The sequence below is a fragment of the Paenibacillus sp. J31R30 genome, assembly GCF_059692115.1.
Genome location: NZ_JCAUAV010000003.1, coordinates 1,095,365 through 1,121,092, shown reverse-complemented (window position 1 = coordinate 1,121,092; position 25,728 = coordinate 1,095,365). Strand labels below are relative to the sequence as shown.

The 25,728-nt window shown below is 49.3% G+C and carries 19 protein-coding genes; 1 reads left to right on the top strand and 18 read right to left on the bottom strand.

Features of this window, described 5'->3' with window-relative positions:
- Positions 1-6: 6 nt before the first annotated feature.
- The 18 genes from AC58QO_RS16815 to AC58QO_RS16730 form a co-directional block, all read right to left on the bottom strand.
- Positions 7-969, bottom strand: a complete 963-nt coding sequence (locus tag AC58QO_RS16815) for an ABC transporter permease (protein ID WP_497267411.1) — start codon at positions 967-969, stop codon at positions 7-9.
- An 80-nt stretch (positions 970-1,049) separates the two neighbouring features.
- Positions 1,050-2,699 carry a type 2 periplasmic-binding domain-containing protein gene (locus AC58QO_RS16810; RefSeq protein ID WP_497267409.1) on the bottom strand — a complete coding sequence of 550 codons (1,650 nt, stop codon included), beginning with the start codon at positions 2,697-2,699 and terminating at the stop codon, positions 1,050-1,052.
- 83 nt (positions 2,700-2,782) lie between these two features.
- On the bottom strand, positions 2,783-3,274 hold the full coding sequence (locus AC58QO_RS16805) for a hypothetical protein (RefSeq protein WP_497267407.1): 492 nt from the start codon (positions 3,272-3,274) through the stop codon (positions 2,783-2,785).
- A 203-nt stretch (positions 3,275-3,477) separates the two neighbouring features.
- On the bottom strand, positions 3,478-4,098 hold the full coding sequence (locus AC58QO_RS16800; protein WP_497267406.1) for a neutral/alkaline non-lysosomal ceramidase N-terminal domain-containing protein: 621 nt from the start codon (positions 4,096-4,098) through the stop codon (positions 3,478-3,480).
- Between the two features lie 168 nt (positions 4,099-4,266).
- Positions 4,267-5,880, bottom strand: a complete 1,614-nt coding sequence (locus AC58QO_RS16795) for an extracellular solute-binding protein (protein WP_497267404.1) — start codon at positions 5,878-5,880, stop codon at positions 4,267-4,269.
- Positions 5,881-5,903: 23 nt separating this feature from the next.
- Positions 5,904-8,222: a helix-turn-helix domain-containing protein gene (locus AC58QO_RS16790; protein WP_497267402.1), complete on the bottom strand. Its 2,319-nt coding sequence runs from the start codon at positions 8,220-8,222 to the stop codon at positions 5,904-5,906.
- A gap of 227 nt (positions 8,223-8,449) precedes the next feature.
- Positions 8,450-9,469 (bottom strand): zinc-dependent alcohol dehydrogenase, encoded by a 1,020-nt coding sequence (locus AC58QO_RS16785; RefSeq protein WP_497267400.1) that lies wholly within the window; start codon positions 9,467-9,469, stop codon positions 8,450-8,452.
- A gap of 17 nt (positions 9,470-9,486) precedes the next feature.
- Entirely contained in the window at positions 9,487-10,371 is an 885-nt protein-coding gene (locus tag AC58QO_RS16780; protein ID WP_497267398.1) for a dihydrodipicolinate synthase family protein, read from the bottom strand.
- A 23-nt stretch (positions 10,372-10,394) separates the two neighbouring features.
- Complete coding sequence (locus AC58QO_RS16775; protein WP_497267396.1) at positions 10,395-10,865, bottom strand: M24 family metallopeptidase; 471 nt, start codon at positions 10,863-10,865, stop codon at positions 10,395-10,397.
- 9 nt (positions 10,866-10,874) lie between these two features.
- Positions 10,875-11,534 carry a cyclase family protein gene (locus tag AC58QO_RS16770; RefSeq protein ID WP_497267394.1) on the bottom strand — a complete coding sequence of 220 codons (660 nt, stop codon included), beginning with the start codon at positions 11,532-11,534 and terminating at the stop codon, positions 10,875-10,877.
- Between the two features lie 367 nt (positions 11,535-11,901).
- A complete protein-coding gene (locus tag AC58QO_RS16765) occupies positions 11,902-12,810 on the bottom strand; it encodes a DMT family transporter (RefSeq protein WP_497267392.1) in 909 nt (302 codons plus the stop codon).
- Positions 12,811-12,912: 102 nt separating this feature from the next.
- On the bottom strand, positions 12,913-13,815 hold the full coding sequence (locus AC58QO_RS16760; protein ID WP_497267390.1) for an aldo/keto reductase: 903 nt from the start codon (positions 13,813-13,815) through the stop codon (positions 12,913-12,915).
- Between the two features lie 95 nt (positions 13,816-13,910).
- Positions 13,911-15,215, bottom strand: coding sequence for an enolase C-terminal domain-like protein (locus AC58QO_RS16755; RefSeq protein ID WP_497267388.1), 1,305 nt, complete (start codon positions 15,213-15,215; stop codon positions 13,911-13,913).
- 1 nt (position 15,216) lies between these two features.
- The gene (locus AC58QO_RS16750) at positions 15,217-16,140 is read right to left on the bottom strand and encodes a Gfo/Idh/MocA family protein (protein WP_497267386.1); all 924 of its coding nucleotides are present in this window, start codon (positions 16,138-16,140) and stop codon (positions 15,217-15,219) included.
- A 60-nt stretch (positions 16,141-16,200) separates the two neighbouring features.
- Complete coding sequence (locus tag AC58QO_RS16745; RefSeq protein WP_497267384.1) at positions 16,201-17,436, bottom strand: Gfo/Idh/MocA family protein; 1,236 nt, start codon at positions 17,434-17,436, stop codon at positions 16,201-16,203.
- Between the two features lie 33 nt (positions 17,437-17,469).
- Positions 17,470-18,435, bottom strand: a complete 966-nt coding sequence (locus tag AC58QO_RS16740; RefSeq protein WP_497267382.1) for a PLP-dependent cysteine synthase family protein — start codon at positions 18,433-18,435, stop codon at positions 17,470-17,472.
- Between the two features lie 25 nt (positions 18,436-18,460).
- Entirely contained in the window at positions 18,461-19,411 is a 951-nt protein-coding gene (locus tag AC58QO_RS16735; protein ID WP_497267380.1) for a carbon-nitrogen hydrolase family protein, read from the bottom strand.
- Between the two features lie 40 nt (positions 19,412-19,451).
- Positions 19,452-21,338: a glycoside hydrolase family 36 protein gene (locus AC58QO_RS16730; RefSeq protein WP_497267378.1), complete on the bottom strand. Its 1,887-nt coding sequence runs from the start codon at positions 21,336-21,338 to the stop codon at positions 19,452-19,454.
- Positions 21,339-21,595: 257 nt separating this feature from the next.
- On the opposite strand from AC58QO_RS16730, the gene AC58QO_RS16725 reads away from it, so the two are divergent.
- A complete protein-coding gene (locus tag AC58QO_RS16725; protein WP_497267376.1) occupies positions 21,596-25,699 on the top strand; it encodes an OmpL47-type beta-barrel domain-containing protein in 4,104 nt (1,367 codons plus the stop codon).
- Positions 25,700-25,728: the final 29 nt, after the last annotated feature.

Sequence of the window (25,728 nt, the reverse complement as noted above, 5' to 3'; positions counted from 1 at the left end):
CCCCTTCTACCAAAGTTTTGTTTCTGTTACGCGTTTACTGAGCGCATTGGCCATCACGAGAAGTACAAAGTTAATGACGGAGTTAAATAATCCGATTGCGGCGCTATAGCTGAAGTTGGCCTCCAATATGCCCTTTCGGTAAACATAGGTGCCAATCACATCTGCCGATTCATAGGTGGCGGTATTATACAAGAGCAGGATTTTATCGGTATTTACCGACATCAGACTGCCGATTTGCAGAATCAAAAGGATGATAACAGTCGGCATAATGCCGGGCAACGTGATATGGTAGCTCATCTTCAGCCGGCTGGCCCCATCGACTTTCGCCGCTTCGTAGAGCGAAGGGTCGATGTTCGCCATCGCCGCCAAATAGATGATGGTGCCCCATCCGACGTTTTGCCAGACGCCTGAGCTGACGAATATCGCCCGAAACCATTCGGGCTTGCTCAGGTACGCCACCTTCTCCATGCCAAACAGGAAATTAAGCATGTTGGTAAGCAACCCGTCTCTCGCCAGGAAGTCGACAATAAAGCCAACCACGACGACGATTGAGATAAAGTAAGGCAGGTAAGCGATTGTTTGCACGATCCGTTTAAACAAGGCGCTGCGAAGCTCGTTCAGCAGGAACGCCAGTACAATTGGGGCCGTGAATTGAAAAATGAGTTCGTAGAAGCTGAGGATCAGCGTATTCCGAATCAGCCTTCCGAAATAAAAGCTATGGAAAAACTCGTTAAAATATTTAAAGCCTACCCATTGGCTGTGCCAGATGCCCGTGCCAGGCGAGTAGTTTTTAAACGCGATCTGGATGCCATACATCGGAACGTAATGGAACAATAAGTAATAGACGACAACCGGCAATACCATGAGATACAGATAACGATTCACTTTCAAATCCCGCTTCAACCGATAGCCGTATTTCGTTCGGTCTACTTTCGGGAGCGTCGCTACCGCTTTCGAACCAAGCTGCATAGACGATTCCTCCTAGTACGAAGGGAGGAGGGATGTCCGCATCACATGACGGCTCTCCTCCTCCTTCATCTGCATGATGCTTACGATTTCTTCAAGTATCTTTCATACTGCGTTTGATAAATTTTCGTAGCGTCTTCGATCCCCAGCTTTTTGAGCGTGGCGATGAACTCGTCAAATTTGGAAAGGGGCTCTTGGCCCATAATGAACTTGTTGATCATTTCGTACTGGTAAGTCCGCAGATCCGTCATAATGGACGCGATTTTGGCCTGCTCATCCGAATTGAGGTTGGACGGCATGTATTTCGAGTGATCCGCCTTCGTCCACGATCTCATGGCATCTTGCGTATCCGGGTCGGGATGCCACTGCAGATCGGCGTCCTCATCCGCTTGGAACGGACCGCTGGAGGCGACAATCGTATAGATGCCGAGCGCCTGCGTGATCGATAATTTGTTCGGATTTTTCGTAATCGTCTCGGTGTATTTTGGCTTCCCGTTATCAAGTGTATAGCTTTGACCTTCTACACCGAAGTTGTACAGTGTCTTGCCTTCCTTGCTGTAGCCATAATCGAGCCATGCTGCAATCTGTTCCGGATTCTTAGCCGAAGTGGTGATGGCTACGCCGATACCGCTCCATTGGGCGGTCGGTGCGCCGGCTGATACTGCAAGCTCGCCCTTATTAAGAGAAGGGACCGGAACGCCGACCAATTTGAAGCCCGTGTTCGGATCCTGCTGCCGCTTGAGCTGCAAATAGCCGCCTAATCCGCTACCGCCCCAGCCGGCTTGTGCACCGACCATATCATTCAGTGTCTTGCTGTCTCTAAGCTTGACGTCCGAGGTTAAATAATCTTTGTCGATTAAGCCTTGACTGTACCAGCGATTCATCAGCGTCAAGTAATCCTTGAACTTCGGTTGGTAGGGGCCGTATTTAACCACGCCGTTCTCCTGATAGAAAGCGGCGTTGAGGCCGTAAGCGCCGAGGAACGGATAGCTCGTTTCGTAATCCGTCTGGCGGTAGAAATAAGGGATTTCGTCCTTTTTGCCGTTGCCGTTCGGGTCACCGTCGCGGAAAGCCGTCAGAACCTTCTCCCATTCGTCGACTGTCGTTGGCGGCTGCAGTTTGAGCTTATCGAGCCAATCCTTACGCAGAAACAAACCGTGAAATGTAAATACCGGGTTGTCTTCGCCCACGAACGGGAATGCATAAATATTGCCGTCGTCGCTGGTCAGCTGGCGCTTCAAGTCGGGCTTATCCTTAAGCATTTTCGATAAATTGGGGGCATATTTGTCGATAATCTCATTCAGACGGAGGATCTTGCCGTCCTTGATCGCTTTGTCCGGGGAATTCGCTTTCCACGCATACCCCATTACATCGGGGAGCTTACCAGTCGCCATCATTAAATTAAATTGATCCTTAACCTGTTGCTCGCCTGCGGGTGGATGCTGAAACTCCACCTTCGACCCTGTAATCTTCTCCAGCTGTTTGTAGACGCCCATCTCGCTGTAATTTTTGATCGAAACCGCTGCATCCGTATCCATGGTGACCCAATACGAGAATGAAGCTGGATACTTCGGACCCGTGCTCGTTTGGGCTGCCGTCGGTTTCGGGCTTTCGTTCGACGGACTCGCTGAGTTCACTGCCGGTTTGTTGTCGTTGCTGCAGGCGATCACCAGCCCCCCAAGCACGGAAACCGAAAGTACTGCCGCAATCTGTTTCTTACGCTTAAACTTCATACCGTAACCTCCCTTAGATTCTGAAAATCGTGAGCTGTTGGCTCGATTTCACTATATAAAGAGCATGGTCATGAGCAAATAGCCTAAATTATATATGGGTTATCTGGATTAAGCATCGTGCGATTTAGAAGCTGGGAAGCCGCGTCACATATGGCTTTTTCGATTCCTAGGGGAAACGGTGCCGGCAAGAGAAAGTATAAAATGGACTCCTTTGGTTCATAGCCTCCTTCGGCAAGCTGTCGATCCGTCGGTATATAGCCCACCATGCCGTTGCTGTAAGCAAGGGGAAGCACGCCACTAGGGTGCAGATTCTTGATGAACAGACCGTACTCGACCATTATCTCTCCGTTCATCGCCAAGAAGACGAGATCATCCGCGATCGTAACCCGATTCAACTTAAGCGGAATATGCGATGTGAGTCGTTTGGGATCCTCCAGCATTCGCCGGCCCCATGCCCCAGCCATGCCCGGCTTGCCCGCCGTCTGCTGCAGCTGCAGGGCGTCCGGCACCGACTCGAACGGAAGCAGCACCTCTACAACTTCCGCATCGATCCGTCCGGGCGACAGCTGCCGCATCGGCTGTCGCAGCACCTGCAACACAACGTCGGATAGCTGCGTGCCGAGCCGCCGCACGTCCTCATCGTCCCCACGGTAGAAGGCATCCCCATTGATCAAGGCGGGACGGATGTCGCCGCAGCAGCCCTGCAGGAAAGAGGCAATCGCCCCACCTCCGATGGCATGCTCCACGCGCTCCATTGCAATGCCTGGAAATTCCGAGCTTATGAGATTATGATCGGTAGTGTCGGGTGGCAGGCGTAATGGAACAACACGCCCGTCGTTTCGTTCGTTCGCCGGCTCCTGAATCGGATCACGCTGACCTCCGGATCGATCGGCCCCGCCTCGTTCGGAGCCATGGTCATCACACCGCCTACGAGCCTACGGCGGTGAATGCCAAGCCGGCATTCGCCGGCTCCCCGTTCGACGACGACGGGCTCCCGCTTCCGGGAGGCCTCTTCGACCGCTTCCAACAGGCAGCACTCCAAAGCCTCCACATAGCCGGTGTTCATAGGATCGAGAATATCGATTGTTCTCGGACCGCAGTGTGTATGGGTCGCATGCAGGATAATCGCCGCAGGCTCCAGACCATATTGTTCGGATAACAGGCGCTGGGCCGCTTCTGTACGTTCCGTGCTCCACGCTAGAATATCCGCCTGCACCAGCAGTGCTTTTCTTGTCAGGCCGGAGGCTTCCGTTTGTTCAAAAAACCAAGCCTTCATATATAACGGATGAGCAATGCCTTCGAAATCGCCGTGCCGGTGACCGAACCCGGCCAATGGCATCGGGCTCTGCGGCGTAATATCCACCTTCGCTGTACCCAGCAGAAGCTCCATCATTTCCATACTCTCATCGACTCCTCACTAATTTGGTTAAAGGCTTGATCGAGATCGGGTCATCTCTACGACTATATAACGGAGGCGTTTCCCTCCAAATAGTCCATATTAAACATCAGTTATCCAATTTACTTCTTCCGAAAACAAAAAAAAAGACGCCTGAGAGCGTCTTCTTCCTCACTTCTTCGAATATCGGTCGTATGCGGTCTGATTTATTCTAATAACTTCATGCAACCCGAGTTTAGTTAACTTACGGACATAATCGTCGTACCCTGATAAAGGTTCCGCACCCATAATGAATTTATTGACCATTTCATCTTTATAGGTTAGTAGGTCGGCCATGATCGACGCAAATTGCTCCTGCTCTCCTGCGTTCAGCAGCCCATTCGGCAGCGCTTTCGAATGATCAGCCTGTGTCCACTTGACCATCGCGTCTGCCTGCTCGGGATCGGCATGCCATTGTTTGTCTGCATCGCGATCCGAAGCGAACGGACCGCTGCCCGATTGTAGCGAGTAGATCGACAGAGCCTGAGAAACAGTCAATCCCATGGGATTGTGAAGAATCAGATCGGTATACTGCGGCTTTCCGTTCGCAATTGTGTAGCTTTGATCCTCCACACCGAAATTGTACAAGATCGCCCCCTCTTTACCGTAGCCGTAATCGAGCCATGCCGCAATGCGTTCCGGATGGTTCGCTTTTGCCGAGATGGCTGCACCGTGTCCAATGATGAGCGGTCTTGCCATCGATACGGCCGTTCCTCCTGCTTTGAGCACAGGGAATGGGACTCCGATCAGGTTAAAATCGGGCAACTTCTCCTTCATGGCCTGCATATATGCACCGAGTCCGCTGCCAGCCCAACCGGCCACCGCGCCGAGCTGGTTATCCAGCATCCGCCCATCCCGAATTTTGATGTCGGAGGTCAAATAATTGCGATCGATCAGTCCCTCTGCATACCATTTGTTCATCAGGGTCAGAAATGTCTTGAAGGCAGGCTGGGCGGGACCGTACTTGACCACTCCGTATTCCTGATAGAAGCCGGTTGTAATGCCGAATGCTCCAATGAAGGGATAGCTCGTCTCCATATCCGTCTGACGATAGAAAAACGGAATTTCGTCCTTCCGTCCGTTCCCGTTCGGATCCCCATCGCGAAAAGCCGTCAACACCTTTTCCCAGTCGTCGATCGTAACCGGCGTCTTCAAATGCAGTTTATCAAGCCAATCCTTGCGAAGCATTAACCCGTGGTACGCAAATACCGGAGGATCGTCGCCAATCAAGGGGAACATGTAAATATTCCCTTCGTCGCTCGTCAATTCTTTCCGAAGATATGGCTTCTCGTCCAGAAGTCTGGATAAGTTCGGCGCGTATCGTTCAATTGTCTCGTTTAACCGTAGTATCTTTCCGTCTTGAATCGCTTTATCCGGGCTATTCTTTGACCAGTCCGTATAGATGACATCGGGTAGCTCGCCAGACGCCATCATCAAATGGAATTGATCCTGCGCCTGCTCTTCCCCGGCCGGCGGATGCAGGAAGTTGACCCGGGTTCCCGTGATCTTCGTCAACTGCTTGTATAGTCCCATTTCACCATAGTTTTTAAGCGTCACCGCCGCATCCGTATCCATCGTCACCCAGTATGTAAGGGTAGACGGGTAGGGACTCGACGCTTCAAGCGGGGAATGCCCGGCCGACGGCTCAGCGCTATCTTTACAGGCCGCGACCAGGCTGAGCATCACACAAGCCAGCAATGCCGATTTTAGCAACGAGGCAAACTCCTTCCCTCGATATCGAAGCATGCGCTCATCCCCTCTCTTCCGCTCTATCGACTAAGCATTTCGCGATACTTGCCGGGCGGCACGCCTTCCACTTTCTTAAAAAACCGGACAAAGCCGACCGCATTAGCATAGCCGACCTTGATCGCGATTTCCGCAATGGTGATACTCGGATCGGATAACATGCTTTTCGCCTGCCGAATTCGTACGGTTGCGATATAGTCTGTAATATTTTCTCCGCTGTGCCGCTTGAAGAACGTCGACAAATATTGAAGGCTGATGTGGAAATGATCAGCCATGGAAGCTAGGCTTAAGCCGTTTTCCGAATAATGCTCATCGATGTATTGACATATACGGCGATACAACCGATCTCCATGGTCGGTTTTTTCTTCCCGGGTAAACGTGCAAATCGTTTGGTAAATGTCTTTGGTTCTCTGAATCGCTTCCTCGGCGGTCGTACATTCAACCAAGACCTTCGCAGGATCGAAGGAGCCCTCGAACGGCGGCTTGTCGGCGAATTGCAGACCGTTCATTACCTTCACAACCGTGCTGAGCAGATCGATCAAAAGAAACTTCCCCATCTCCGGAGTCAGGACGTTCGATTGGAAATTTGCGGTATAAATCTGATTGAGGAGTCGTTCCGCGCTCGTGTAATCGCCGCTCTTGGCAAAGTTCATCAGCTGGACTTCGTCCTCCAGCTGATAATGGTAAAAGCGAGGCTCGAAACCCGCTATTTCTTCATGATAGATGACCGCATTTGAGCCCTTTATCATTCGATAATCGAGTGCGATCAACGCCTCGCGGTAGCATCGGCCGATTTCCTCAAGCCCCTTGTGGAACTGGCTGATGGCGATCGATATTTTCAAATGAAACCGATTAGCCGCGGTTTTCTGCAGCTGGTTGATGAGCGCCGCCACCTCCTGCTTCATCGGTCCGGCATTGGTGCTGACATTAAATAGGATGGCCATTCGGCTGCGATCCATCTCTACGATAAAACCTCTGCTGCCTAACAGCTCATTGCTTATATTGGTCAGTATAAATCGCACGTGCGCCCATTCCTGCTCCGTATTATCCTTAATGAAGTCGCGGCAATCCTCGATATCCAGCACGATTACACCGAAATAATCGTATTCAAATTGAACGTCCATGAAGGCAAGGGAGTCGTCGCTTAGCGACGATTCGTCAATGTGTCCCTTAATTAGTCGGGACAGGAAATTGGCCTGGATGACGGGTGCATGCCGCTTTAATGTTTGGCCCATTTCCTTATTCTCGCTAAACGTGCGGACGAAGGAATGTTTAATGTACTCGAGCTCATTCTCGTCAATATCCTGCTTATGCGTGGTGTTCTCCTTCATAATGGTTTGGACGACATCGCGAATCGGAGAGTAATTACGGTAGGCCATGATATAAGACGCCATAATCCCGGCAACGACAATCAGTAAGAGCAGTAGCATCGCGATTTCCTTCACCGCGTTCACCTGCTTCAACACCACATGCATCGGGACGACCGAGACGAATTTCCAACCGTTCTGCCCTGTCGTGTAGGAAAGCATCATCGATTGACTGTTTTGCTGAAAGGTTTGGTACCCAGAGTCGTTTCCAAGCTGTGCAAACAACCCGCTTTCTAATTGGGGCTGCTTTGCAGTCGTCATGATGACCTGCCCGTGTTCGTCGAGAATATAAATCGAGCTTTGGTTCACCTTTTCAATCTGCTTGATCAGTCGGTCGAACTCGGCTTCATTGATGAGAATGACCAGATTTCCCTTTACATTCACAGTCTCTCCAATCGGTAGGGACTGGACATACGTCAAGACGTTGGTGACCCGCTCGCCTTCTTTGATCGAAGTGACCGGCAAATACGTTTTGTAATGAGCTCCAGTTAACAGCGTATCCCTTACCCAACCAGCGCCTTTTTCGTTAAAGTTGAGGATTTTATCAAAATAGAAGGAGGAATTGGCTTTTCCGGATGAGGTGAGAATCGTATCCGAATTTTTGAAGTAGACCATAAAATCATAGATGAAGCTGCTGGCCTTATTGACATTGCGGAAATCCTTCATGATGTCGGCCAAATCGAACTCGTTCTTCGTATAATCGGTTTCCAGGTTGCTGAGGGACCACTGAAGCTTCGGATTAAAGGCGAGCTGCACGGCCATGCCCTCGACCTCTTTAAACCGATCCTCCGCGACGAGCGTGATCTGCTCGAGCAGGCCAAGATTTGTTCGGTTCGCATTGTCCACCATAATGCGCTCTACCCGCTGGTATAGATATACACCGGCCGTGACGGGAAAGAGTAGGATGGCGATATACGAGATCAGTATCGTAATCAGGATACTTTTTCTTCGATTCGATTTTCGCAGTCCATTCAACCGAAGCCACCCTCCCTATTTCGTTATATTTCGAGGAGAACAAACTTTCTTCGACTAATTTAACGACTATTCAGAATTGTCTGACTTTTAAAGCCGGGTTGATTCCCCTCGGACTTCTTATCCCAATATAATAACCTGCCTTCTTTCCGGAGACAAGACTATTTCTTCCAGTTCTGTCCAATCGCAAAGAGCCGGAATGAGCGCATTCCGGCGGATCCGTGCTCGGTTTAAGGCACGAGCAGCACCTTCGCGGTTTTCCCGGGTTTCGTGATGAGCCGGTCGAACCAAGCCGCACCTGTCTCCAGAGGAGCTTCCTCTACCCACTCGTCCAGTCTGAACGAACCGTTTGCGAGGTAAGCCAGCGCCTTCTCGAAGGTAACGGCTGAGTAGGCGAACGAGCCGAGCAACGAGATTTCGCTGCGGATCATCATGTTAACCTGCAGTGACGATTCTGCTTCGTGCAGCCCCGTTACGATGACCCGGCCGCCAGGAGCGGTAAAGTCGATGCATTGCCGGCGCGTAACACTTGCGCCGACGGCGTCCACGGCAATGTCTGCCCCGCCGTCGGTGAGGCGCCGCACTTCAGCCGCCACGTCGGAGGTGCGGTTCGGCATGATGGGTATCGCGCCAATCGACTCGGCGATTTCGAGCCGCTCCGGACTTAGGTCGATCGCGTAGAGATCCGTGACGCCATACAGCTTTAGCGCCTGCAACGCGAATAGGCCGATCGGTCCCATGCCGGCCACAACCGCCCGTTCGCCGGGCTTCGGAGCGGCCAGCTCCGCTACCCGCACGCCGCAGGCGACCGGTTCGACGAGTGCCCCGCGCCTTAGAGGCATCCCGTTAGGCAGCGGGTAGACGAAGCGCGCCGAGATTTTGACCAGCTCGGCGTTGCTTCCGGGAAGCGCGGCGCTGAGCAATCGTCGCGAGGGACACAGCTGCTGCCGGCCGCTCAAACAGAAGCGGCACTCTCCGCATGTCACGAGCGGGTTCGCTGTCACGCGGGCGCCGACGTGCAGCCCGTTACGGACCACACGCCCGCCCAGCGCTTCGATTGTACCCGAAAACTCGTGACCGAATACCATCGGCGGCTTACGGAGCGCATTGTGGCCCAAAAATCCGCTCAGCTCAGAGCCGCATATCCCAGAGTACGCGACCCGAATCAGCACCTCGTCTTCCAGCGGTTCAGGGGCTTCCAGCTGCCGGAGGTGCATCTCTCGCGGCCCTTCATACACTAATGCTTTCATCGGTTTCTCCATCCCCTCTAAACAGCCTTATGTCCAAGCCGCGCTTTAAAGCCGAGCATGACTTCCTGCAGCCGGTGCTCCGTAACCGGGAGCAGCGGAGACCTTGTCTCGTTGCTGGAGAATATGCCCAGCTGGTGGAACAGTGCCTTCGTCGTTGGAATTTCATCCCCTGGCCCGAACATATGAATGAATGGTAGTATCACTTCGGAGAAGAGGCGATAGCTCTCTTCGCGTCTTCCAGCCTGGAACGCTTGCCAGCATGCGCGGAACTCTTCCGGATAAATGATCGGCGCAATGATCATGCTGCCGTCCACCCCCGCCTCGAAGGAACGGAAGCAGATAATGTCGTCTCCGCCGAACACGGTCAAGCTCGATCGGGCTTTGAGCTGACGAATTTTTTCGAAGTGGTGGTCGGTCATTTTGATCGCTTTGATCTGGGGAATGTCGCTCGCTAATTGGAGGAGCTCATCAGCCGTAAAGTGCGTCTTCGTCGTCACCGGATTGTCGTAGAAAACGAGGTCAAGCTGCGTGCCTTCCGCTAGCCGCCCTATATAATCGGTCACCATGGCGGGCGAATTTGGAAAATAATACGGACTTGGTACAAGCGCAGCTCGTACCCCGCTCTCCTTGGCTGCACAGCCGATTCGAATCGCTTCTTGCATATTCGTGTGGCCAAGACCGATGACGAGCTCTTTGCCCGCCGGCATCTTCGGGGCCATATAGTTTACGATGTCGATCCGCTCCTGCATCGACAAAGCCGGCGCTTCTCCCGTGCTTCCGCAGACGACATAGCCTTCAAGCTGGTCAATCGTTCGTTCCATTAGCCGATCCAATCCGGCGTATTCAATTTCACCATTCAGGAATGGAGTTGGGATTACAGGAATGTTGCCTGTCAATGTCATGACGCGTCCCTCCAAATATTTGTTTACCAACCTTCGTCAAACGGAGTAAGATTCTCGGGTCCGTCGGCGCGAACGACGTACATATTTTCTATTCGCACCCCGGCTCCTTCTAGATAAATGCCTGGTTCGATGCAAACGACCATGCCTTCCTCGAGAACGCCTTCGCCCTCTCGCACCAAATAAGTCGCCTCTTGATCCTGCATTGTCAGCGGGAACCGTCCATCGTTCGGGTCATAGACCGGATAGGGTCGGACGGTCACGTCATCCCGCTGCCAACCCGTTAGCCCGTCGCCTTCGCCGGCGATCAGTACGTACTCACCAGATCGGTCCAGCAGCAGATATGCCGGATGTCCGTCCGGCTCGATCGTATCGATAAGATAATCCCGATTCGCCCGATCGGCGAGACAAATTGTATCCCATCCGTGCTCGGCCATCGCTTCGAGCAAGGCCGCTTTCCTTTGCGCAAGCTCTTCTGTAGTTGCCTGCATCTTCATAGAGCCCGGTCATCGTCCTACCGCGATTGGCATAAGGATCGCCCGGCAAGGCGCGCCGCAGACGCCGGGGATGGACAGCGGCAGCGCCGCCAGTGTCCACGGCCCCGATGCCGCCTGCCGCAGGCCGACTAGAGGCGCAAGCAGCAGCCTCTCCTGCTGGAAAAACTGCCGGCCCAGCGTCCCGTCGTCTGCGCGGGGATCCTGCATGCAAGGAACATCCACCCCCAGCAGTCCTACATCCCGTTCAATCACCCATTTCATCGTTTCCTCCGTAAAGAACGGGCAATGTGTGACGAAATCAGGCTCCTGCCATCGCCTATCCCAACCGGTCGCGATCAAGAGCGCATCCCCCGGTCGGTGGGCATGCCCCTCGCAAGCTGCCGCAAGCTCCATCACCGTAATCGGCTCCAGCTCCCGCTTATCCGAGAGTTGCGCGATCCACGCACGGCGGACGAAACTCTCGATCGGAAGCTCGCCGATTGTCTTCCTCCCCGGCAGCAGGTGATCGGCCGACTCGATGTATGTGCCGGCCAATGTGTGCAGCTGTAAGCGATGGCCTTTCCAACCTTCGCCATCGAGCGTTGCCACTTGTTCGATCTCCACCGAAGGAAGCGGGTCGCCGTATGTCCACATCCGGTTCAGAATTGGTCCAGTAATGTCCAGAATCATGGTATGCCCCACCGAGGCGCGTCACCTCCTTGTCTACAGTCAAATTATACATAATTTCGTAATAACAAAAATAATTTTGATATACCAATAAACAACTTTAAATTAACATTCTATATGTTATCGGTCAAGATGTTTTTGGTAAATATCTTAATTATTTTTGAAAATACAAATTACATTTTTATTCTACAAAAACAATTAACCTCTCCCAGTTGGAAGAGGCGTTATATCATCGTTCGGACATCGGGCGATTGAAAATATCCACAATCCGATTATCCGTAATTTTACCATCATCGTAGCTTAAGTTAGCGCTTTGTGATGTCCTCCAGGACAATACGTAACTATTCTCGGCATACAGGTTCCTCCACATTTAACGATTGAGAGTGGCTTCTCTTGGGCGTCTTCCGGATTTAGTTGGTCTAACGGCAGTCACAGTCGCCACGATCAGCAGCATGCCGCAGAGCAGAACGCGGATCGACGGCTTGTTGCCGAGCAGCGCATAATCGAGCACCGCCGTTACGGCGGGCTCTAGGCAGAACAGAAGCGAGACGGTGACCGGCGGCAGCCGGCGTTGACCGTGCACCTGCAGGAGATTGGCCGCGAGCGACACAAACACGACCATATAGGCGATGCCTGCGAGTGTCTCCGGTTGGGATGTCAAAACCGATAGCGTTGCCGCCTCCTTGTTGATGGAAGCATAGACGGCCGCCGCCGCTGCGAAGAACAAAGCGCAGCCCGCGATGCCCAAAAAGGAAACTTGCGAAACCGTCGCCCGCTCTTTCGCAAGCAATCGATCGGTTAAGACGATCGAGTAGGCATACCCAACCATGCCGACAAAGGCCAAGCCGTCGCCAAGATTCACGCCTTGGTCCTGTGGGCCGATCAACAGAGCAATGGCGACGATCGATATCGCGATAGCCCCTATTTCTTGCCTCGTCGGCTTGCATTGGTCATGTACCCAGCGCAGCAGCGGTACAACGCCGATGATAAAGCTGTTGATTACCACGACTCGCGTCGGGGTCGTATACTGCACCGCGTAAATAGAGAAGAAACCCAACACGAAATTGGCCGATCCGAGGCAGACCAAGCCCATTATCCAGATCCGGCCCGGCATTGCCCGGAGTGATCGGTGAAAGAGAGCCATGTACAGCAACGACACGGCACCATACCGCCAAAATTGAAACAGAAGCTGGGGGTAATCCGCGGTCGTGTGTTTCATAACGATATAGGACAACCCCCAGATCAATACCGCGCCAAGCACGGCCAAATACCCAAACAATTCGTTGCCTCCTTATTTCCTTATCCCTTGACCGAGCGTTCCGTCAGCCGAATCGGTTGGTGGAGACGCCTGTTGTCATGTTCATTCCCCCCACATAATCTGCTATAACAATCGCTGTCCAGGGAACAACGCAAAAACCTTCTCAAGTTCCTGATCCGATAATCCTACACCGTCACAATAATTTGCATTTGCCTGCAACGAACGAATCGAAGTCGTTCCCGTTAACGTAATCGCAATATCCGGACAAGTTAAGCTAAAGCGCATCGCTGGTTCTACAAGGCCTTTCGGTTCGCTTTTACGCAGAAATTGAAGCTGCTCCATCCTTCTGTTCGATTCTTCAAGCAACACATAATTTTGCTCTAAAAAAGGTGCAGGTTGTTCCGCTAATATGCCCATGCATAACGGACTGCCATGAATGACGCCTATATTTTTGGCCTTAGCTAGCGGAAGCAGTTCAGCTTTGGCTGTATAATCAACCAACGTATACTTCGCATAGGTCTGAATCGTATCGACCAAATCCTCCTGGAGAAATGGCATTAGAAGTTCAAGTTTTCCAGCGTTCACGCCGATAGCTCTGACCTTACCTTGTTCCTTCATCTTCAAAAATGCAGGCAAAACCTCATTGACAGCTTGCTCGTAGTTTGTATGCTCCAACTCATGCAATTGAATGAGATCGAGATAATCCGTCTGCAATCTTTGTAAGCTTTCATCTATCGATTGAATGGTGTTCTCATACGAATATGGCGTACCTCTCATCACGGCCTTCGTGGCCAAAATGACTTGATCGCGCTTCCCTTTCAGCGCCTGTCCGATTCTTCGTTCGCTTTCTCCCTTGCCATATAACGGCGCTGTATCGATAAAATTAATGCCCAACTCCAAGGCAGCATTAATAACACTCGTCACAACTTCATCCGTTGTCCCGCCAAAATCACCACCAAGCGGTGCACCGCCCAAACCAATTTTTGAAACTCGAAATCCTGTTTTTCCTAAAATCGTATATTCCATTTTGGATCTTCATCCCTTCATGAAAAGTACAGTGCTAAATGTCGCGAATTACGGGTTGAAAACGTGCACGATTCGCACTTTTCTCTTTTATGGAACTATACTATTTTATGTGCACGTAATAACGATTCATGATAACCACTCCGACCGAATACACCTCCATTATGCTTGTAAAATTCAGGAAACAATTGGAATTGCCCATCAATTGTCTGGATCCAGCTCCCATTGGGCATTGGATGATTTGCTTTCATTATTTCCCAGTTGGTATAGTTTTGACTGCCGTTGGATTCGATCAAGCCCATAGAGAGTCCGGGGACAGGTAGTAAATGCGCTGCAAGATTCTTATTCCAATCAACCATGATCGGATTTGCGGTCAAGTCAGCGCAGAAGCAAGGAATTCCATGTTCACTAGCTAGCTTCGCAACTCGCAAGCTCATGCTCATCGTCTTGGCAACCGGCTTTAAGGCAAAGGCTCCGTACCCCATTTGGATTCGCTCCAATGCATCTTTTTCATTATGCACACTTTCATCACCTGTCACCCTTACCGGAATATCTGAAACATCCACGTGGACATGCTCCAGAAACGGCTCTTCCACCAATATAATGTGCGCAATGGCTCCTATTCGCTCTGCAGCGTCCACAAGCCTCCAAAGAAGCTCTTTGGAGCCATAGCGCCCGTTGATGTCTAGATAATAGGCGATTTTTCCATTTGCGGTATGAGGGCAGTCCCGGTTCCCTGCGATACGGTGAATCTCTTTCAACCTTTGAATATCCCATTCCAGCATTTTCTCGGGATCTCCATCTTGATTCGGATCGGAGCCCAATTTAATTTTCAGTACAAAATAACCCTCATCCAGCAACGCCACTACATCCGCCTCTGTCATCCCATACGAAACGACCGGCGTACAGGCAAGCCGTTCATGCCGAGCCACCAGTATGGTTCTATACTCTTCCGGGATCAGTTCTGTAAAGCGGGCGCCAGGTGTTTTACGACTCAGGAGCATCCAAGCTGCATGATCAATAGGAACTAGTGCGTTGAGCGCAAAGGTAACCCTGAGCGGGTTCCCACCCCAAGTGCGGGAGGCATATTCATAAGCCTGCACCACCAGAGGATCCAGAATGTCCATAGGGGTTTTGAATGAAGTATTCTGAGCGGCTAACAACGCATTTTTGGTAATCTCATTCATGAATAAATTACCTCGTTCATTGCCCCACCCGGTATAAACCTGTGGATCAGACCAAAGTATGCTTTGGACTCCTAGCCCCACACCGATATCCCCCTCTGAATCCTCCAAGGAAACGAGGGATTGCCAGAGCTCACTTACATAGCCGCCTTTGAAGCCAAATGGAGCAAGTAACGGTTCACGTTCAACAATCAGATTCGTTTTCTTAATCGTTATCATCCTATTGTCCTTTCACTTTCATTCGATACTGTACAGCGAAAGCGGCCCCTTCATAACCTTGATCTTCTTCTGATAATTGCTTTAAGGCTACCTGTTGCCCTCCCGACAAGAGAGATCTTCTCACGGCTATCGCAGCGAGTTCCACCTCTAGCAGTTGACTTAATGATAGGAAAGGTTCCGCATCTCCAGCCAAATATGGCAAGCTTGCTTCCAAAAAAGAACGATATAATCGGCTGCTATCCACCTGCAGATGCTTAACTGTATGCTCGGTGACAATCGTTGCATAGAAGGGCAAATATCCCTTTGTATTCCCGACGCTGAGGAATCCCTTGCGCCCATCCTGCCATATGAATTCAATTTGATGCTGTATAGATACACCTGTGGATCGAACGCTTTCGATTCCCGGTCCCATGATCGCTTGCAATAAATAGAAAGCATGTATGCCGTAATTAAAATCATCAACAGAACAGCCTGCCAGCACAGTCACGATCTGGTCGTTTGGATCATGCTGCTGATGCCAATCTTTAGCCTCTGCACAAACGCTTAACGAAGAACCGCCTGTAATACGAACACCACTGCGTTCCCAGTCCAGGAGCTGCTGGATGTCGCGCAAGTTCCCAGCCATGGGCTTATCAATCAATATAGCTTTACCCGCATTGACAAAAGGACGTGCACGCTCAACATGCAAGTCCCAATTCACACTATGGATAATTACCGCATCTACGTGTTGCACCATTTCTTCCAACGACTCACAAACAATATTTATTTCGTGCTTCATGGCAAATTGTGAGGCATACCCTTTCTCATGAACGGTTCCTCCATCGAATACGGCAACCACCTGATGGCCTAATTCCTTGATGATCGGCACCCAATTGTCGGGATGAGATGTATCCAAATCTATAATTCCAATTCGTAGCGTTTGCATTCTATTGCCTCCTATTCAAAGCTCTGGCAGCACCTGCTCCAGTTGATTCTCCAAAGGGATTTATCCAACACTTGATACTTCGTAGTTTTTGTTCTCTAATCTTGACTTTTCAGCGAGATGGCACATCAAATGGCTTTGAATAGAGAGGTCAATATCACTACTTCCTTGTTTACCGCCTGCAACCATCCCTACAAAATCCCTCATCAGAATCTCATCCGCCCCGCTATGCCCGGATTCCGGATGACTCACCTCATACATGTCGATAGCGCCGCTTGCAAAATGATGAATTTTAATCGTATTATCTTCCATACTTCCAGTTATCTCCCCCCTGGTTCCCATGATGCGAATATCTCTTCCGGTTCTATGTGAAAAGGCAGACATGGTTAACATAACGGTGATATCGTCTTCCAATAAAATATTTACGGATTGATGGTCAACTGCGTCATTTCCGCAACGATAGACACATCTCCCATAACGCCCCTTTTGCAAAGCTTCGGTCAAATCAGTGAAACCTTCTTTTTCACAAGCCAATTTACGAAAATCTTCCATTTCGCTGTAAATTTTAATTGCGTTATAAGGACAGGAATCCTGAACCTTGCAACCATCGGTACATCTATCCGTACTGCCTTCCGGCGCATTTTCAGGCCTAAAATGGGTCAACGCCCCATAAGAGGATATACTTTTACATGTTTTGCCCGTTAAATAGACCATCAAGTCCATGTCATGACAGCATTTAGCCAATATCATTGGACTCGAAACGGATGTATCACTCCAGTCGCCTCTTACAAAACTGTGTGCATGATGATAAAAACCCACACCTTCTACATGAATAATGTTGATAATATCCCCAATTATTTTATTATCCAAGTGTTCTTTCATCTTTCTGAAATAAGGTGTATATCGTAAACTATGGCATACTTGTATGTTAACATTATTTTCTTTGGCCGCTTTTAAAAGTCTATAGCTATTCTCGATATTCGGATCAATTGGCTTTTCGAGCAAAATATGTTTGTAACCTTTCTCTATTGCCAAAATAGCCGGTTCAACATGCTGGGTGTCTTGCGTACAGATGATTACGCAATCTGCAATCGGGTCAAGTTTTAACAGATCCTCCCACGACTGAAATGAATATTCAGGCTTTATGTGATACGTTTTTTCAAATTCATCTCTTAAAAACCCTCGGGTTTCTGCAACTGCAACAAATTCCAATTCGTTCGGGTATTGTAGTGCATATGGCGCATAAGCATACTGCCCTCTTCCACCTGCCCCTATAAGTGCTGCCGTGATTTTTTTCATTGTTTCCTCCGTGTTTGTGTCGGCGTTATTCCTTTACAGGTATAGATCGGTGCTTAAATATTTCAAACCTGAATCGTTAATGGTCAATACGATCCGTGCGCCCTTCTCTCGCGACTTCAGCAGTTGCAGTGCTGCAGCCACGTTGGCCCCGGAAGAAAAACCCGCAAAAATTCCCTCTTCGCGCGCTAATCTCCGACAAGCTTCAATCGCCTCCTCATCGGTGACCGTCAAGAAATCAGAGATCAAGTTGCGATCAACCAATGGCAACTCCATACTATAACCGCCGCCTTGCAGTTTGTGATTTGGATTGGTTTGCGTTCCACCCGCCAGATATGGTGCCCCTTCCGGTTCTACTAAGTAACTACGAATGTTAGGATTATAGGCATGCAACCTTTTGGCACAGCCAGCAAACGTTCCTCCGCTTCCTGCAAAGTCAAGAAACACATCGAATTCGCCTCTCGTTTGCTCCCATATCTCTTCTGCTGTATGTAACTCATGAGCGAGTAAACTCCCTCGATGATGGAATTGATCCGCACGAAATGCGCCACGTTTTTGAACGATATGAAGCGTTTCTGCATCTACAAGCGCAAGATCCTCGCCAGACACTTGTCCTGGCACTGAGCCAGCAGCTTGTTCAACCAATACAACCTCAGCTCCTAGCGCACGCATCATCCGCGCTCTCTCCATCGAATTCCCTTTCGACATAACAGCAACAAACGGGTACCCTTTCACTGCGCAAACGATAGCAAGCCCCGTTCCGGTATTGCCGCTAGTCAGCTCCACAACGGTCTGACCTGGCGTAAGCGTGCCATCCAGCTCTGCTTCTTCTATGATTTGAAGCGCAATACGATCTTTCTTGCTAAAACCAGGATTGAGGTATTCGAGCTTGGCATAAATTTCTCCGTCTAAGTCCTTGGTTAACCGGCTCAATCTAACCATTGGTGTGTTTCCTATCGCTTGATGAGCACCATCCAGAATTGTTCTTCGATAGTCGATCATTTGCCCCACTCCTTCCCAAATCAATTCAAAACTCTATTCGTCCAGGCATGCAACGGGAATCTACGGATCGTCGGAAATAATCATCCATCAGCTCCAGCCCAAACTCTGCAATAATATCTTTCACATTCAAGTCCTCAGATTCGCTAGTTAAAAGAACACAGCCAAGAAATCCGGGATCATGAATCTTGACTTTCGACCCATATTTCTGTTTGATCTTAAGAAAATGTGCACCATTCTCATCAATATGAATGACAGCGTAATCCAAGTTAACCTTGGTTGTAATAAATGAGTAGTAATTCGTGCTCTGAGCCGCCACCTCTCCCAATGGCGTAATAACGGTGCAAGGCAAGCCCGATATCGAGCCAGCGAAATAAGATCTGCAGGAATAAGCCCAATAGTTTTGCATGAGCCCACCATGATACATGGAAGGAAACACGATCAAATCTGGCTTTGCTTTCGCATACTGCTGCCGAAGCTCGTCAAAGTTCAAATCAAAGCAGATCGCTGCTGCAACTCTCCCAAAATCACATTCAAAGATGGGGGCATCCTTCCCATAAAGAATATGATGCTTGTTATATTCATCAGGAACCAGATAGTTTTTATGGTAGGCTCCCATTACTTGACCCTCGCGATCAATCAATTGCATCGCATTGCGCCAACTGCCGTCCTCAGCTTCTATATGTGCTGGATACGTAATATAACAACGATGCTGCTTGGCAACGCCCGCCAGAAAATCGCGGATTTGATTTTTTCGAAACCGATAATAAGTTAATTTTTGATCCTGCGGGTACTTCCTTTGATCTGGCCTGTCACAAGCTTCATGCAGGATAATCAAATCCGGACGATCCGGGAGCACCTGGTCTAGCTGACTCTGCCAATGTTGGATCATCAGTTCCACTGCCTCTCGGGCAGGAGTATCTGCTTCAATAACCAAAGGTCTAGGACCCAAACAACTGATCGTTACATAATTAGCCAAGGAAACTCTCCTCCTAACATGATAATTTACTTTCGCCGATTTATGTCTCGGATACCCACCAAGCCTTCGCCGTATGAGGTTCCATGATGATTTCTTCTGCTTCTAAAACATCAAGTGGTTGTCTGCTCCAAAATTCTTCATGCGATCCTTTCATTCCGGCAAACGGCTGAGGTAGCTTCCTTGGTACATAATCATCGCTAAGATTGAATATGGCCAGAAGTTTGCGGCCGTCCCCCTGTGCAACCACGATTGGAAAATCATCTCCATCGTATTCGAAAAGATTGATCGGTACTCCGCCTTTGACCGGTTCCTGAAGAACCGTGGAAAGAAGAGCCAAACCTGCTTCATTTAAATGGTTCAGCGCGTCTCCGAGAACCATATCCCCGCCAGTCAAATAGCAAGCAAGCAGCAGTGTCTGCGCTTCCTCTAAATTCATCTCTCGCCCGGCATACCAATTGGCACCTGAATTCCAAGGCTTTTTGGCTAAGCGCCGACTTAGAAGTACATCGTCCGTGGTGCGATCGCACCTGACAATGGCGAAATCAGGATCAGTGTTCCCTACCGTTCCCTGCATCCACCAACGCGCAAACATTGACCTTATATTTTGCCGGATATGACTCCAGTAATGGTGAATGTCTCCAGTCGTTCTGTGGGAATCGGCAATGCCGATAACCGCCTCGAATGGGGCGCCGCAAGCAAGAAGGTAGGCATCCTCCCCAATCGATTGGCGGATAAGACGGAATAGTTCGCGAAGCATGCCAGCAGGCGTAATGTCATCACGCGAGAAGCGGGAAGCGCCTAGCAGCAGCTGTGTAAAATCGCATTTGAAGTAAGTAAAGCCTGCTTGCCGCAAATTGGTAAATATAGCACCTAAATGCTCTCGCACCTCAGACAGTGTGATGTCTAGCTGTGCCATGGAACCATATCCCAAACTTACCAGATAGGGGTTACCTTCTTTGTCACCGACAAACCAATTCGGATGCTCCCGATATATGGGGGTATATACATTCACCATGAGCGGAGCCGTCCAAATCCCTGGTTCGAACCCGGACTCACGAATTTTTTCACATAGACTCTTCAGCCCGTCAGGAAATTTCCAGCCCTCGTCCCATATCCCCCACTGGCATTCGTATCCTTCGTCGATGACGATATAGCGAATGGAGTCTGCAAATTGTTCTTGTGCGGTACTAGTATTCTCAATGATATCTCGTTGTGTAACAGCGCCAGCGTAATAATCCCATGAATTCCAGCCTGTGACCCGCTGTTTACTCAACAGGGATTGAGGAAGTCGATCTCGCATGAGCTCCGCATACTGTTCCAACAAGTTATTCCCGTCCTTGCCGTGAAGCATGATCAAGTGAGCCAACGCCACCTCATCGTTCGAAATAATTCGGCGAGGAGCTGTTAATTGAACGCTAATACCGAAAGCTCCGTCTCGATGCGCGCTTTCGTGCAGAATCGGGAAGCTAACGAAGCAATCTTCAAATGGAGGCAAAGCCCCTAGCAGCAATGCATCGCCAGGCAATCTGCTGGATATCACCGTTACCATGGCAGAGGCTTCGTTAGGATCCGACCAATCGTTGGGACGATGTACTGGACGAACTCCCGCTATCTTTTCGAAACATTGGGAATGATGGAGTTGAACATATCTTCTGGCATCCAAATATGGAGAGATATCCATGGGTTTCCACTCCAAACTGATATAACGCAAGTGAATGTCATGAACGCCAATATTTTGAACCGTAATACTTCTGACTTCCTGATCTTGACAACAACTCATAGTGACAGCCAAAACATCCCATCGCCAAGTCTGTTGGCCACTGTCCACATCTTCCTCAATAAGAGCGTCGCCACATGTAAATGTTCGATCGGAACATACGACCCTCACAGAAATTCGATTAAATTGAAATAGATTAAGTTGTTGCAAATCCTTCCCCCCATTCATGCACCTATCCAACATAAACTGGAATGCAAACAAAAGAAAAGTGCAAGATCTGCACTTTACTCTCTTATGGAACTGTATGTTTTAATTTCTTATTGTTAAAAGCGGAGGTTCACTAAAATATAAATGTTTCAGCGTGATTCAAGAGTAAAGTACGGATATTTGACTTTTTATTATTTAGCCAATTGGTAAGTTAGTTATATGGATATTATCCATAACAATTTATCAAGGAGGAATGTATAATGCGGAAAAAATCGAAGCTTGGGTATGGCTTGGCGTTAACGTTGACGCTAGGCTTTATCGGTGGGCTGCTGCCCGCACCAAGCGCATTTGCTGCTGCAACGACCTACTATGTGGCTCCGAACGGAAATGACGCCGTAGCAGTGAATTCAGAGGCAACACCATTCAAAACGATCAATAAATGCGCCCAAGTTATGCTGGCCGGGGACACCTGCATCATCGCATCAGGTACGTACCGCGAGACGGTTACTCCAGCAGCGTCTGGCTCGAGCGGATTGCCGATCACCTTCAAGCCAGCTTCAGGTGCTAATGTTATTGTAAGCGGTACCGAGCCGATCAGCGGCTGGACTCCACACGCAGGAAACATCTACAAAGCCGATCTGCCATGGAGCTTGGGCAAAGAAAACCAGTTATTCGTGAATAACGGCGCAGCCGTCTCCCCGCTCTGGGAAGCGCGCTGGCCAAATATTAGCGAATACTCGCTCCCTGGCTTAAAAGCAGGTACAGCAACCGCAGATGCAGGATCGGCCACAACGATTGTGGATTCCAGCATTACGCAGCCTACGGATTTTTGGAAGGGCGCTCTAGTCTGGGAACGAGGCGGGAATGCGTACCAAGGCATGACCTCTAAGGTAACAGGCTACAATAGTGCGACCCACACCTTGACCTATGAACCAATAGCTGGTGACTATCAGGAACTGTATCCTCGACTAGGCAGTACATACTTCCTTAGCGGGGTGTTAGGCGCATTAGACGCTCCAAACGAGTGGTATGTAGATGAAACTGCTCAAAAAGTATACTTGTGGGCACCTGATGGTGGGACTCCTTCCAATGTTGAGGTTAAAAAACGTAACACCGCTTTCAATTTGAATGGAAAAAACTTCATTAATTTGAGAGGAATTCGTACTTTCGCCGCCAACATCACGATGAACACTTCGAACAATAACATTTTGGACGGCATCCAGGCGGATTACGTATATTTCTCGAACTATTCACAGAATACAACGAATGCTGATCAACTTAATGGTGGAATTAACATCGTCGGAAACAATAACGAAATTAAAAACAGTAAGATTGGTTACTCCTCAGGAACGCTGATCAATATTGATGGAAGCAGCAACCGTATTGTGAATAACGTTATTCATAACGGTAGCTATATGGCCTCCTACGATCCGTTGGTTAAGCTTACTAGCGGGACCGCCAACTTGATCAGCTACAACGAAATCAGAGACTCTGGAAGATTCAACCTTTATTGGAGATCTGGCAGCGGGGAGATTTCATACAACGATATTTCTAATGGGATGTGGCTTTCCCGTGACGGAGCCCTGATCTATAGCTGGGGACTTGATATGGGCAACTCCGATATCCACCACAATTTGATCCACGACAGTAAAGGAACCGATATGAGCGTCGGCCTCTACTTCGACAACTACGCGAACAATGTGGTGGCGCATCATAACGTCATCTACAACAACGATGTAGGAATCCAGATGAATACGCCAGGCAACTACCGACTCATTTATAACAACACGGTTGTGAATTCTAGAACCAACAGCATAGCTTACTGGGGATCTCCACCGTATAACCAGGAGTTATTTGGGTCAAGGGTGTATAACAACATTTTTACAAATGGTGTCTCCTTAACGGCGGATACTGCAAATGGCTATAACACGACTTCGAGCGTCGGCTTGAATTTTGTGAATCCAGCTGCGAACGATTACCGTTTAAATGCCGGTTCTACGGCCATTAACACAGGTGCAGAGATTAAGGGAATCACGGACGGTTTCGTTGGTATTACCCCGGATGCAGGTGCTTATGAGTACGGTGGAACTGATTGGAAAGCAGGTCCGAACTTCACCAATCCTCCAAGCGTAACCTACACTGAGATCAATACGCCTTATATGAACTTGATTAAGAATAGTGGCTTTAACGGGACTACGGATAACTGGCTAAAATGGACGACGAATGGCACCACGGATGTTCAATCCGTACCGGCCACTCCAGACTGGCAAGTACGTGGTAGACAATACCGCTTGAAATTGGGGCCTGGCGGAGCTGGTGTAGAACAAAAAATCACGGGTCTTAAACCGGACACCGAATATAAATTTGTATCTTGGGTATACAACGAGCCTGGGGAATCCATCGTTCTCGGCGTTTTTAATTATGGCGGAAATGCTATCGATACGGTTATAAAAGATAACCAATTTGTTCGCAAAGAAATTACTTTCCGAACAGGTCCAACAAATACAGATGCACGAGTGCGTATCTATAAGCCAGGATCATCTGTAGGTCTCTCCTATGCGGATGATACAGGTTTGATTGAAAACACACCTTTTAATGCAGGTGTAGCCCAAACCTTCTTGAAAGACGTCCAATTCACGACACCGGTAAATCTCTTTACTGCTGGAGAGCAAGGAATCTTAAATGTGACGGGTACTCAACAAAATGGCTTGCCGGCAGATCTGTCTACTGCAGATATCCAGTTGGTTTCTAGTGACCCGCAAGTACTACGTATTAATAGTGTCAGTAATGGCGTTGCTTCTGTGACAGCTCTTGCACCGGGTCAAGTCACTGTATCGGCAACCGTCACCAAAGACGGCATTACGAAAGCAACAACTCAAATCTCGACGATCTTCCCTACAGCTGGATCAAATACGGGGCCAGCAGGCTGGGATTTGAAGACGTACGGCACTCACAGCAAAGGCTTTGTAACGACAGACTCCAATAACAACTATTCACTTGTAGGTGTTGGAGACAATGTATGGGGTTCCACGGATGATTTCGTATACCTAAGCAAAAACGTTCATCTCTCCGACCCTAGTGCAAAAGTTACGTTTACAGCAACGATTGACTCCTTCGACTACCCGGATCCGGCAACAGTGGGCTTGATGTTCCGCGCCAAAGACACGGCGGATTCCAAGCATGTTCAGTTCCGTACGGACGGTACCGGTAAGGTACTCCGATATGTATTCCGCAATAGTGAGAGTATACTGGACTCGCAAAATCCACCTGCACAGCAGAAATATTGGGGTTCGCAGACAGGCCTGCTGCTAGACTATGCGGGCAAGAGCATCAATACGCCGTTCCAGATGAGATTGGTCAAAGAAGGCAATAAAGTAACTGGTTATTATTATAAAGAATCGCAATGGCTTTCTATCGGTTCCACTACCGTGGAGTTTGAAGGAACGGACTTCCTCGCGGGTATCGGGATGTTCTCGGGTAGCGGCAAGCCACCTGTGAAGGCTGTCATTTCTCAGTTAGACATACAAGTTGAAGATGTGCTTGCTTCCGTTTCTCTGTCAGCGGATAAAATGTTTGTAGGAGCTGCAAGCCCAGCCGCAATAGCGGTGACTGGCTATGTATCCGATGGATCTCTTGCAGATTTAAGCCAGGCATCAATCACGTACAGAAGCGACAATAACGCAGTTGCAACAGTAGATAGCAATGGTGTTGTATCAGCAACTGGCGAAGGCATTACTTCCATTCATACATCTGTTACCTTAGGGCCTGTAACGAAGGAAGCGAGCATTGGCTTCTTATCTGATCTAAGAGCTCCAGTTTCAGTAGCTGAAGCTGTATATGGGACACAGACGATGGTGGTAGCCCTCTCGGCAACCGACAATTTATCAGGTGTCGCAAGAACCGAATATCAAATCGATAACAGCGGAACATGGAGCACTTATACGGGTCTAATTTTATTCGACCAAATCGGCACACACATGGTTCAATATCGTTCTGTCGACAAAGCGGGCAATACAGAAGCAGCCAAAACCATTGTCGTTGGCTTAATGGACCGAACAGCTCCGGTACTAAACGTGGCGCTAAGCAAAACTTCGATTTGGCCAGCGAATCATAAGATGGTTGCTATCCAGGCTACCGTGAACGCAAGCGATTCAGATTCGGGCGTTGCATCTGTCATCTTGAGCTCTATTACTAGCAATGATCCAACTAGCAGTGTAAGCGACATCCAAGCGGAAATCGGTTCTCCCGCTACATCATTCAGCCTGCGTGCCGAAAAGGATCGTATTTATACGATTACGTATACGGCTACCGATAACGCAGGAAATAAAACTGTAGTTTCAAACGTTGTCACCGTTGGGAAATAAATTGGCAAAGAAACACCCTCGTTTCGGAT